We start from the raw sequence: 12,572 nt of genomic DNA on the forward strand, positions 1-12,572 counted from the left end.
CCTGCCGCTCTCCACCAGCGGGGTCGCCCGGCGCTTCCGGGCACCGTGCTGGTTCGGGCCCGTTCGACCGGCCCGTTCGACCGGCTACTCGTCATGACCCACCGCTTGGCCGACGCGGTCCTCTGCCGTCCCACCCGGCACCGCCTGCCATGCCGCCTGGCACGGCAGGAGCGTCGGCGGCCGCCCGCCAACCGACCGCCCGTCCGTGCTCCGCCGCACCGCCCGTCCATGCGCCGCCGCACCGCCCGGCAAGGCAAAAGCTTCGGTCCGTTCCGGGGCCCCGGTGACAATGACCCCGTGCGGTACAGAATCCTGGGTGTCACCACGGTGGAGGATGAGCACGGCGCTGTCGTGTCCGTCGGCGGGCCGCGGCTGCGCGCGCTGCTGGCCGCCCTCGCCCTGCGCCCCTCCCGCTTCGCCACCCCGGGCACGCTGATCGACGAGGTCTGGGCCGACGACCCGCCCCAGGACGCCCCCGCCGCCCTCCAGGCCCTGGTCGCCCGGCTGCGCAGGGCGCTCGGCAGGGACGCCGTCGTCTCCGGGACCGGCGGCTACCGGCTCGCGGCGCACCCCGACGACGTCGACCTGTTCGTCTTCGACCGGCTCGTCCGCCACGGCACCGACGCCCTGGGCGGCGACGACCCCGGCCGGGCCGAACAGCTTCTCGACGAGGGCCTGGCCCTGTGGCGCGGCCCCGCCCTGGCCGATCTCCCCGACCGCTCCGCCGCCACCCGGGCGGAGGCCACCAGGCTGGAGGCGATCCGCGCCCGGGCCGAGGCCCGTCTGCGGCTGGGACGCGCCCGGGACGTCGTACCGGAACTGCGGGAGCTGACCGCCGTCCACCCCTACGACGAACCGCTGCACGCCCTCCTCGTCCGGGCCCTGCGCGCCACCGGCCGGGACGCCGACGCGCTGCAGGCGTACGAGTCCGTCCGCCGGACGCTCGCTGAGCGGCTCGGCACCGACCCGGGGCCCGAACTGCGCGCCCTGCACGCCGACCTGCTCGGCACCGGCGCGAGGAACGAGCAGCCCGGAGCCCCCGCGCCCGGGCAGGGACCGGCCCGCGCGCGCACCGGCAATCTGCGCCCCCGGCTGACCTCCTTCGTCGGCCGGGAACCCGAGATCGACGCCATCCGTTCCGACCTGCGCGGGGCCCGGCTCGTCACCCTCACCGGCCCGGGCGGCTCCGGCAAGACCCGTCTCGCCGAGCAGGCCGCCTCCGGGCTCCCCCAGGCGTGGCTGGCCGAGCTGGCCCGGCTCGACCGGCCCGAGGCGGTGCCGGACGCGGTGGTCAGCGCGCTCGGCCTGCGCGAGACCGCCCTCATGACCGGCGAACGCGCGGCGGCCGTCCAGGAGGACCCCGTCGCCCTGCTCGTGGAGTACTGCGCCCCGCGCGACCTGCTGCTGATCCTGGACAACTGCGAGCACGTCATCGGGGCCGCCGCCCACCTCGCCGAGACCCTCCTCACCCGCTGCCCGCGGCTGAGGATCCTCGCCACCAGCCGGGAACCGCTGGGCGTCCCCGGGGAGTCGGTGCGCCCGGTCGAGCCGTTGCGGCAGGACCACGCGCGGCGGCTGTTCGCCGAGCGCGCCGCGGCCGTGCGGCCCGACGCCGATGCCGTGCTCCGTGACGAGCGTGCGGTGGCGGAGATCTGCCGGCGGCTGGACGGACTGCCGCTCGCCATCGAACTGGCCGCCGCCCGGCTGCGGTTGCTCACCCCCCGGCAGATCGCCGACCGGCTCGACGACCGCTTCCGCCTGCTCACCTCCGGCAGCCGCACGGTCCTGCCCCGCCAGCAGACCCTGCGGGCCGTCGTCGACTGGTCGTGGGACCTGCTCGACGAGGCCGAGCGGCGCGTGCTGTGCGAGGTGTCGGTGTTCGCGGGCGGCTGGGACCTCGAAGCGGCGGAGGCCGTGTGCACCGGTCCCGCCGCCGAACTGCTCGGAGCGCTCGTCGACAAGTCCCTGGTGGTGGCCGCCCCGGGCCCGGAGGACGGTCCCGGCGGCATGCGCTACCGGTTGCTGGAGACCATCCACGAGTACGCCGTGGAGCGCGCGGCCGGGACCCCGGGCCTGCGCGCCGGCGCCGAGTCGCGGCACCGGGCGTGGGCGGGCGCGCTGGTCGAGCGGGCCGGTCCGCTGCTGCGCTCCGGCGGCCAACTGCCCTGGATCGCCCGACTGGAGACCGAGCTGGACAACATCCGCGCGGCCCTGGACCGGGCACTGACGGCCGGGGCGGAGGAGGAGGCCGGGAACCTCGTGCTGGCCATGGGCTGGTTCTGGTGGCTGCGCAACTACCGCCACGAGGCCATGGAGTGGCTGGAACGCGCCCTGCGCCCCGGTCGGAGCCCCGGCACCGACGGCCCCCGGCCGTCCGGGGACGGCCCGCCCCGTCTCCTCGCCGTACCGGACGACGAGGAGACCGGGCATCCGCTGCACGATCTGCGGATGGACCTGCGGATGCTGCACCTGTTCTTCCTGAGCGACGCGGCGTCCGTGGACCCCTCCTCGGACGCCTGGCGCCGCCACCTGGCCCGCATGCGCGCCCACTACGAGACCGGCGGCCCGCGTGCGGCCCGCATACCCGGCCTGGTCTGGCCGATCGTCGTCGCCTTCTCCGACGACCAGGACGACGTCTGGTCCGTCATGGACGCCGCCGTCGCCAACTGCCGTGCCCACGGCGGCGACTGGGAGACGGCCGTGGCCCTGTTGTTCCGCACGCACACGATCGTCGACGCCCCCGGTGACCTGCTGTGCGTCGACGACGACCTCACCGAGCTGCGCGCGCTCGGCCGCCGCTGCGGCGACCGCTGGCTGCGCGCCCAGGCGTGCGGCGCGGCGGGCGAGGCCGCCATGGCACGCGGTGCGTACGACGAGGCCCGCGGGGAGTACGAGGAGGCCCTGCGCCTGGCCTACGAGGTCGGCGCGTACGCCGAGTCCCCGCTCCTCATCGCCCGGCTCGCCGAGATCGCCTACCGCGCGGGCGACCGGGCCGGCGCGCTGGCCGCACTGGACGAGGCGAGCGCGGCCGCCGACCGGTACGCGGTGACGGACTCCAAGGCGTTCGTCTCCCTGCTGCGCGCTCAGATCGCCGCCGACGACGGGGAGATGCCGCTGGCGCGCACCCTGTGCGAGGAGGCGCGGGCCGCTGCCGCGCGGGGCACGCCGCCGCCCCAGTTCACGGTGACGCTGCACCTGATCGACGCCGTGATCACGGCGGGCGAGACCGGCCCGGAGTCCGCCCTGGCGAAGCTGTCCGGGGTGCTGCGGGAGGCCGTGGACAAGCGGTGCTCCGGCGCGGTCCGCGCCGCGGTGGCGGACGCCGCGGCGGCCGTGCTGGCCGACCTCGGCGACTGCTCCCGGGCCGCCCGGCTGCTCGCCGCCGGTGACCGGTGGCGGGCCTGCCGCGCCCGCCCCCTGCCCGAACGCGCCCCGGCGGAGCGCGCGGCGGCCACCGCGAGCGCCGCCCTCGGCGCCGGCAGGTACGCCGCCGAGCGCGCCTCGGGTGCCGCCCTCAGCCCGCAGGACGTCCTGCGGGAGCTGGACGAGGCGCGCGGTGCGCACGCCGCTAGCGGCAGGTGAACGTCGACTCCGCCCAGTCCGCGAGCGTCACGTCGTCGAGCACGCCGCGCGGTTCCACCACGAGGCGCACCGTGCTCCGGCCGGTGAGGTCCACGTGGACCGGCACGGCCGGGTCGCCGCCCTCGACCAGCCCGGACCGCCACAGCCGCACGCCGTCGGCGTAGACGGAGAAGTAGACCCTGCCGAGCCCCAGGGCCAGGTCGTCGACCCCGGCCTTCGCGTCGTAGGAGGTGCAGGAGCGGTTGAGGTCGATGGTGACGGAGGACCGGCCGTGCACGGTGACGCCGTGCGCGTACCGCCGGCCGTCGACGGACGGCCCGGACCGTTTCCAGACCCAGCTGCTCGCGCCGATCCGCATCTCGGGCCCCGTCCCGTCCCCGGCGACGTCGTACGACAGGTCGCTCCACCGGTAGACGGCCGGTGCCGGGAGCGGCGGGGGTGGTGCGGGTGGTGCCGGTGGCGCGGACGGTGACGGGGGAGCGAGCGTGGGATCGGGGGTGGGGGTGCGCGGAGGTGTGGGCTTCGGGGCGCCGGGAGGCGGGGTGGGCGCCGGGGTGCGGGAGGCCGAGGGGGACGGGCTCGGGCTGGTCCGGGGGGCCGGGGTGGGCGCGGGTGCACCGGCGCCGACGGGCAGCAGCGCGGGCGGCTCGGGCCCGGGCTTCGAGGCGGGGGGTGTGGGGTCACCGGGTCGGACGGCCGACGAGGGCGGAGCAGCCGGCCGGCCCGGCGCGGCCTCCTTCTTCGGCGTCTCGCTGCCGGCCAGCGCGAGCACCACCGCGACGGCGACACCCACGGCGACCACACCGGCCGCCACACCGGCCTTCAGCGGCGCGCCGAGCCCTTCGGACACCGCACCACCACCGGCGCCACCGGCGCCCCCGGCTCCGCCGGACGAGCCGCCCACCGCCGCGGCGGCCCCCGCAGCACCGGCCGCTCCCGTGCCCCCGGCGATGAGCCCGGCCGCCTTCGCGTATCCGGCGGCACCGAACCAGCCGATGACGGCGACCGGCACGACGGCCGGGATGCCCCCGGCCACCTCCGCGATCTGGCTCGCCGCCAGCCGGCACTTGGCGCACTCCTCCAGATGCCTGCGCAGACCTCGCTCGGCCCGGGTGCGCAGCCGGCCGCGCGCGTAGGTGCCGAGCTGGTCGGCCCAGCGGGCGCACTCCTCGTCGGCGGTGAGCGTGGCGCTGACGTGGGCCTGGAGGTACGCCTGCCTGAGTCCCTCGCGGGCCCGGCTGGCCAGGACCCGGGTGCCGTTGGCGTCGAGCCCGAACAGCGTGGCGACCTCGCTGGGGGACTCGTCCTCCACCTCGGTGTGCCACAGCACGGCCTGCCACCGCTCGGGCAGCGACCGGAAGGCCCGCATGGCCATCGACTGCTCAGCCTCGTGCATCGCCCGTACGTCCGCGCCGAGTTCGAGCGTGTCGCCGTCGGACACGTCGGAACCCCGGGCGGACTGGGTGGCGAACACCGCGAAGTCGTCCACGAGTTGCTCGCGGCGGGCGGACCGCGTCCAGGAGGCGGCGACGCGCCGGACGGAGGTCAGCAGATAGGCCCGTACCGCGTGGGCCGGTCCCGCCCCGCCGCGTACCGCCTGCAGCATCCGGGCGAAGACCTCGGCGGTGAGATCGTCGGCGGTGTGGGCGTCACGGCAGCAGGTACGGGCGTACCGGCGCACGGCCTGCGCATGGCGCCGGTAGAGCTCCTCGTACGCCGTGTCGTCGCCCGCGCGCATCCGGTCGATCAGATCGGCGTCGGAGGGCGGCAGTTCGCGCGGCGGAGGCAGGACGCCGTCCTCGCGTCCTTCGCGCTGGGCCGGGACCGCACCGTCGTGAGGCGCGGGGGGTGGCGCGGCCGCGCGCCCGCCCTGGCTCGGCACCTGGGGCGGTACCCCACCGCCGGCCGTGACGTCGCCGCCGCTCCCGCCCGACTCGTCCCGCTCGTCACCGCTCATCGCGGCACGCCCCCGCCAGCCGCCCAACCCGTCCAGACCACCGGGTCAGAGTGCCACAGCGGCCCTCACCGGGAACGCTTGCGCCAGCAGCGTCACCCGTCCGAGGGGATTCGCCGCACGCCAGTACTGAACGGCACCCGCCCGGGGAAGGATCGCGCCTTCGTGCTGCCTCCGAGCTGTCGCCCGGACCACGGCGACCGGGGCTCACCGGCGCACGCCCCGGGCCGCTTCGCGCCATGGACCTCACGGACCCCGGTGCGCCCGGACCCCGGTGCGCCCGGGGCCCGTACGCACCGCGCCGGTTCACGCCGGTCGCGAGCGCAGTCCCTCCAGCAGGATGTCGAGCAGCCGGGCCGAGGCCGCCGCCTGCTGGGCCGCGTCCGGCAGCGAGGGCGCCGCCGTGGCGATCACCAGCAGGACGTCCGCGACGGACACGTCCGCCCGCAGCTCGCCCGCCGCACGGGCCCGCTCCACGAGCCGGCCCACGACCTCGAGCAGCGCCGCCGCGCCGGCGTCGTCCTCCTCCGCCCCGACCGCCGGCACCGCGGCCACGGCGGCCGGTTCGTCGGGGACGAGCCGCAGCTCCGCCGGTCCGGGCTGCGTCCGCTGCTGCGGCACCCGCGCACCGCCCGCACCGTCCTCCACGGGAACCCGCAGCACCTGCGGCGGCAGCAGCCGCCCGGCGCCGGAGGCCGCCGACGTCCGCAGGAAGCGCGACAGCGCCGACCACGGCTCGTCCTCCTGCCCGAGCGCCGCACGCGCCTGGTCGGTCAGCCGGGAGATCTCCTCCTCGGCTATCCGGCGCACCAGGACGTCCTTGCTCGGGAACCGCCGGTAGACCGTGCCCACGCCGACCCGCGCGCGCCGGGCCACGTCCTCCATCGGCGCGCCGTAACCCAGCTCGCCGAACACCTCGCGCGCCGCACGCAGCACGTGCTCCAGATTGCGCTGCGCGTCCACGCGCAGCGGTGTGGTCCGCGCCCCGTCCGGGCGGGCACCGCCCGGCGCCGCGCTCATCGTCGCGCCGCCCGCGAGAGCGGACACGGTCGACCATCGAGAATCCTGAACATGCATATGCATTCCCCCGGTAATGACGTCTCCCCCCGGAGACACTCCCCGTCATGCCTTGGCGGGACGGGGGAACAGCCCGGGTCCGCGGGCCCGCCCGTCGCGGACCCGGTGAGCACATCCCCCTACACCCCGTCGACAGACGAACATAGTTGAGAGGGAGTCAATTCAGAAGGGGCAGGTTCCGCACAGAGCGCCCACCGATCGGAGCACGGGCCGCATACGTCCGGAATGTTCCTGCGCGCGCCCCCCGCACCACCCACCCTGACCTGGGGCGACTCCCGCCGACCCGCCCTTTCGGCCAACTACGCGCCGGCTCCCGCCCCGGTCACACAATTCGTCGAGGCTGTGGACAAACGCAAGCGGCGGGTGCGTCATGGGAGGGTGAAGGAACGTGCGCGCATTCTCGTTGTCGGTGGCGGCTACGTCGGGATGTACACGGCCCTGCGCCTGCAGCGCAGACTGGGCCGGGAACTGGACCGCGACGAGGTGGAGATCACCGTCGTCACCCCCGACCCGTACATGACGTACCAGCCGTTCCTCCCCGAGGCCGCCGCCGGGGCCATCTCGCCCCGCCACGTCGTCGTACCGCTGCGCCGCGTCCTCGGCCGGTGCCGCGTCATCATCGGCGAGGTCACCGCCGTCGACCACGACCAGCGCACCGCCACCGTCACCACCCTCGCCACCGAGGAGGAGGGCACGGGCGGACAGCGGTTCACCTACGACCACCTGGTGCTGGCCCCCGGCTCCGTCTCGCGCACCCTGCCCGTCCCGGGCCTCGCCGAGCACGGCATCGGCTTCAAGACCGTCGAGGAGGCCATCGGGCTGCGCAACCACGTCATCGAGCAGATGGACATCGCCTCCTCCACCCGCGACCCCGCCATCCGCGACGCGGCCCTCACCTTCGTCTTCGTCGGCGGCGGCTACGCGGGCGTGGAGGCGCTCGGCGAGCTGGAGGACATGGCCCGTTACGCGGCCCGGCACTACCACAACGTCCGCCCCGAGGACATGAAGTGGATCCTGGTCGAGGCCTCGGGCCGCATCCTGCCCGAGGTCGGCGAGGAGATGGGCCGCTACACCGTCACCGAGCTGCGCCGGCGCAACATCGACGTCCGCCTGGAGACCCGCCTGGAGTCGTGCGCCGACCGGGTCGCCGTGCTCAGCGACGGCGCCCGCTTCCCCACCCGCACGGTCGTCTGGACGGCCGGCGTCAAACCGCACCCCGTGCTCGCCGCGACCGACCTGCCCCGCAACGAGCGCGGCCGCCTCAAGTGCACCCCGCAGCTGTCGGTCGAGGGCACCACGCACGCGTGGGCCGCGGGAGACGCCGCCGCCGTCCCGGACGTCACGGCGAGGGAACCCGGCCGCGAGTGCGCGCCCAACGCCCAGCACGCCGTCCGCCAGGCCGCCGTCCTCGCCGACAACATCGTGCACACCCTGCGCGGCGAACCCCTGACGACCTACGAGCACTCCTACGCCGGATCCGTCGCCTCCCTCGGTCTGCACAAGGGCGTCGCGCACGTCTACGGACGCAAGATCAAGGGCTACCCGGCCTGGTTCATGCACCGCGCCTACCACCTCAGCCGCGTGCCCACCTTCAACCGCAAGGCGCGTGTGCTCGCCGAATGGACCCTGGCCGGGCTGTTCAAACGGGAGATCGTCTCCCTGGGCTCACTCGAACACCCGCGGGCCGAGTTCGAACTCGCGGCCGGTGGAAAGCCTTCCCAGGACCCCCCGCACAACCCGAAGGGGTCGTCCTGACCCGCTCCAGGAACTCCCGCGGCCGGCCCGGCGTCTGACGGATGTCGGTCCGGTCAGCGCCCTGCCAGACTGGTCCACCACCGCGGGCGTGCCACCCACGTCCCGGTGCGGGCCCCCGGGCCCCGGCCGGTTCCGGCCGCCGACCACTACACGAGGCAAGGATTCGTGAACTTCACGCGCTGGAGCGCCCGGCTCCCCGGAACGCAGCGCCGCGCCGCAGCGCGGACCGAGCAGACGGCCTCCCCCGACCGGCGGGGGGACGGCTCCGTCCCCGCCGCCCGCGCCGAGCAGCTGACCGGCGGGGCCCCGCCCGTCCCCGCCGTCGACGACCTGCGGGTGCGCGAGGTCCTCGACCGCGTCCCCTCCCTCGTCGCCCTGGTCCACGGCCCCGACCACCGCATCGCCTACGTCAACGACGCCTACACCACCGCCTTCGGCGTGCGCCCCCTGGGCGAACGAGCCCGCGAGGCCCTCCCGGAGCTCGACGGACTCGGCCTGTTCCCCCTGCTGGACCAGGTCCAGCGCAGCGGCAAGCCCCGGACGGTCAAGTCCCGCAAGGCACCCGACGGCCGCTGCTACACCTTCACCTGCACCCCCGTCGCCCAGCGCGACGACGGCAAGGGCGGCGGCGACGGCCGCGGCGTCCTCGTCTTCGCCACGGACGTCACCGACCACGCCGAAGCGGCCGAACGCCTGCGCGCCAGCGAACGCCGCCAGCGCGAGACGGCCGTCACCCTCCAGCGCTCCCTGCTCCCCCAGGAGCTGGAACAGCCCGACGACCTGCGCATCGCCGCCACCTACCACCCCGGCGGCACCGAGGCGGCGGTGGGCGGCGACTGGTACGACGTGATCACGCTGGGCGGCGGCCGCACGGCCCTGGTCATCGGCGACGTCATGGGCCGCGGCGTCCGCGCGGCGGCGGTCATGGGCCAGCTCCGCACGGCCGTCCGCGCCTACGCCCGCCTCGACCTGCCCCCGCACGAGATCCTCCAGCTGCTGGACGGCCTCGCGGCGGAGATCGACGCCCACCAGATCGCCACGTGCGCGTACGCCATCCACGACCCGAACGAGGGCAGGCTCGTCTACTCCTCGGCGGGCCACCTCCCGATCCTCGTCCGCGACGAGAACGGCACGGTCCTGCGCGCCGACGAACCGACCGGCCCCCCGCTCGGCACCGGCGGCTGGATGCACACTTCGGGCTCGATCCCGCTCGCCCCCGGTTCCACGGCCGTCCTCTACACGGACGGCCTGGTGGAGCGCCGCGACGCCGACCTCGACGAGGGCATCGCCGCCCTGGAGCGCGCCCTGGCCGGCGCCACCGGCACCCCCCAGGTCGTCTGCGACCGCCTGATCCGCTCGGCCGGCGTCACCCCCGACCACGACGACGACGTGGCCGTCCTGGTCCTGCAGCACCCCGCCCGCACGGGTCCGGACAGCGAGCTGTTCCGCAACGCCGCCCTGGAACTGCTGGGCGGTGTGGAGGCGGCCCCACGCGCGCGTGCCTTCGCCTCCGGCGTCCTGACCAGCTGGCGCTTCCCCGCGGACCTGCACGACCTGGGCGTGCTGGCGACCAGCGAACTGGTCGCCAACTCCCTGCAGCACGGCACGCCGCCGATGCGGCTGCGCCTGCGCCGCACCGACCGCCGGCTGATCATCGAGGTCACCGACGGCGACGACCACCTCCCCAGACGCCGCCGCGCGGAGCCGGGCGACGAATCGGGCCGGGGCATCGCCATCGTCGCCACGATCGCCTCGAACTGGGGCTGCCGTCGCACACCGGGCGGCGGCAAGGCGGTGTGGTGCGAGTTCGTCCTGCCCCGCACCACACTGTCCTGACGGGGACGGATCAGACGTCCGCCGAGACGGGCGCCCCGCCCCGCGCCACGACCCGGCTCCTCGCGACCCAGGGCTGGTCCTGCGCGTCCGTCAGCTGCCGCCCCAGCCGCACGGCCAGGACGGTGATCCCCAGCGAGAACAGCAGGAACGCCACGATGTAGGGAGCGTGCAGCGACGCCCCGAGCGGTCCGCCCACCGCCGGTCCGACGGCCAGCGCGAGCTGCTTGACCAGGGCGAACGCAGAGTTGTACTGACCGGCCATGCCCTCCGGCGCCAGATCGGCCACCAGCGGGGCCACGGTCGGCGACAGCATCGCCTCCCCGAGCCCGAACAGGGCGTACGTCGACACGAACGCGGCCGTGGCCATCTCCTGGCTCCCGTGACCGAGCCCCGCGTACCCCGCGACGATCCACGCCACGGCCCAGATCAGACCCACGGCGGCGATCACCCGCGACCGGCGGCGCCGCTCCACGAACCGCAGGACGGCGAACTGCGCCACGACGATCACCAGCGTGTTGGCGGCCAGCGCGGTCCCCAGCGCGGACGTCGAGATACCGGCGGCCTCGACCCCGTAGGCGCTCAGGCCCGACTCGAACTGCCCGTAGCAGGCGAAGAACAGCACGAAGCCGAGCACACACAGCTGCACCATGGCGCGGTTGCCCAGCAACTGCTTCCAGCTGCCCCGGTCCGAGCCGACGGGCGCGTCCATCCGCGGCGCGTGCGGCATCCGCACGGTCGCCATCACCACGACCAGCAGCAGGAACATCGCCGCCTCGATCGCGAAGAGCAGGGTGAAGGACGCGGCGCTGCTGGTGTCGACCAGGTGGCCCCCGATGAGCCCGCCGACACCGAGCCCGAGGTTCTGCAGGAAGAACTGCATGGCGAACGCACGCGAGCGGGTGTCGGCGCTGGAGCAGTCGACGATCATGGTCGCCAGCGCCGGCTGCATCACGGCCTGGCCGGCTCCCAGCAGGGAGGCCGAGACCAGCACGGCCGCCGCGCTGCCGGAGATCCCCAGGCTCAGCGCCCCCAGGGCGGCGGTGACGAGGGCGGTGAGCAGCACCGGCAGCGGACCGCGCCGGACGATGGCCCGTCCGGCGAACGGCAGCACGATCAGTGCGGCCACAGCGAAGACGGCGAGCACCAGCCCCGCCGTCATGGCCCCCAGCCCCCGCACCTGCGCCACATAGACGTACAGATACGGGACCGTGAAGCCGAGCCCGAAAGCGCTGAGTGCGTTGCCCACGTGGATCCGGCGCATCGCAGCGCCCATCGCCCTGGTCACGTTCACCTCTCTCACAAGTTAGGAGTGAAGACTTCGAAGCTAAAGTTCGATGCTAAAGAGTACATACTCAAGGACTTCAAGGCAAAGGAGGGCCGTGCCATACTGCGGCCCATGGGCGACACCCCCGGCCCCCGCGAGCCGACCCTCGAAGAGCAGATCGCCGCGTACCAGCGCGAGTTCCAGGACCTCGACCCCCAGGTGGAGCAGATCGTCTCCGCCCTGTCCCGCCTGAACCGCCGGATGAACGTCGCCTACGGCCGTCAGACCGCGGCCCTCGGGATCAGCAACGCCGAGTGGGAGGTCCTCAAGGCCCTCGTCCTCTCCGGCGCCCCCTACCGTCTGGGCCCCAGCGACCTGGCCAAGCGCCTCGGCCTGACGCCGGCCGCGATGACCCACCGGATCGACCGCATGGTCGCCGAGGCATTGGTGACCCGGGAACGGGACGAGACGAACCGCGTCCGCGTCATCGTGGAGCTGACACCGGAGGGGCGAGAGAAGTGGCTGGAGGCGATGCGCCTGGCGTCGGTCTTCGAGGAAGACCTGCTCCAGGACCTGTCCCCGCGGGAGCGCACGGCGCTGGGCGAGGTGCTCACGCGCCTGCTGCGCCGGGTGGAGCACGCCCAGCCGGACGCCGGCGGACGCCTCACCGACCTGGACTGACGCACTGCCAAAAGTTCTTGACAGGGGAGGCTTGACACCCTCCCGCCCGGTCCGTAAAGTTCTTCGGGTTGCCGCGGAGCCGTAACGGTTCTTCGGCAGCACTTCCGCCGCAGCAGCGGCACCCACCACAGCAAGATCGATCCCAGCGGGGTTGTATTCGGCGTGCCCGAATTCAATTCGAATGGGACTCGACGCCCTGATCGAATCCGCATCGGCTTCGATTTTGGATCGCCGAGAGACCGCGCTAAGGTTGGACACGTCGGAACGGCCCAACAGCCGCGAGGACAAGCCCCCCTGACTGGGAATCAGGCCCGAAAGGATCTGATAGAGTCGGAACCGCCGGAAAGGAAACCGCGAGAGCGGAAACCTGGAAAGCACCGAGGAAATCGGATCGGAAAGATCTGATAGAGTCGGAAACGCAAG

The 12,572-nt window shown here is 74.5% G+C and carries 7 protein-coding genes; 4 read left to right on the plus strand and 3 right to left on the minus strand.

Annotated features, from left to right (window positions below):
• The first annotated feature begins 297 nt into the window (after window positions 1-297).
• On the plus strand, window positions 298-3,582 hold the full coding sequence (locus ACZ4M5_RS26635; protein ID WP_467740313.1) for an ATP-binding protein: 3,285 nt from the start codon (window positions 298-300) through the stop codon (window positions 3,580-3,582).
• Here the strand turns inward: ACZ4M5_RS26635 and ACZ4M5_RS26640 are convergent.
• Together ACZ4M5_RS26640 and ACZ4M5_RS26645 are read right to left on the minus strand one after the other, a co-directional pair.
• Window positions 3,569-5,539, minus strand: coding sequence for a sigma-70 family RNA polymerase sigma factor (locus tag ACZ4M5_RS26640; RefSeq protein ID WP_467740314.1), 1,971 nt, complete (start codon window positions 5,537-5,539; stop codon window positions 3,569-3,571). The genes ACZ4M5_RS26635 and ACZ4M5_RS26640 overlap by 14 nt on opposite strands.
• Window positions 5,540-5,842: 303 nt before the next feature.
• Entirely contained in the window at window positions 5,843-6,613 is a 771-nt protein-coding gene (locus tag ACZ4M5_RS26645) for a TetR/AcrR family transcriptional regulator (protein ID WP_467740315.1), read from the minus strand.
• A 378-nt stretch (window positions 6,614-6,991) separates the two neighbouring features.
• On the opposite strand from ACZ4M5_RS26645, the gene ACZ4M5_RS26650 reads away from it, so the two are divergent.
• Window positions 6,992-8,368: an NAD(P)/FAD-dependent oxidoreductase gene (locus ACZ4M5_RS26650; protein WP_467740316.1), complete on the plus strand. Its 1,377-nt coding sequence runs from the start codon at window positions 6,992-6,994 to the stop codon at window positions 8,366-8,368.
• Between the two features lie 165 nt (window positions 8,369-8,533).
• A complete protein-coding gene (locus ACZ4M5_RS26655) occupies window positions 8,534-10,204 on the plus strand; it encodes an ATP-binding SpoIIE family protein phosphatase (RefSeq protein WP_467740317.1) in 1,671 nt (556 codons plus the stop codon).
• Between the two features lie 10 nt (window positions 10,205-10,214).
• Here the strand turns inward: ACZ4M5_RS26655 and ACZ4M5_RS26660 are convergent, their stop codons facing one another.
• Window positions 10,215-11,477, minus strand: a complete 1,263-nt coding sequence (locus ACZ4M5_RS26660) for an MFS transporter (protein ID WP_467740331.1) — start codon at window positions 11,475-11,477, stop codon at window positions 10,215-10,217.
• A gap of 123 nt (window positions 11,478-11,600) precedes the next feature.
• Between ACZ4M5_RS26660 and ACZ4M5_RS26665 the strand changes: the two genes are divergently transcribed.
• On the plus strand, window positions 11,601-12,149 hold the full coding sequence (locus tag ACZ4M5_RS26665) for a MarR family winged helix-turn-helix transcriptional regulator (protein WP_467740318.1): 549 nt from the start codon (window positions 11,601-11,603) through the stop codon (window positions 12,147-12,149).
• Window positions 12,150-12,572: the final 423 nt, after the last annotated feature.

It is taken from the genome of Streptomyces sp. NPDC026246 (assembly GCF_055567995.1).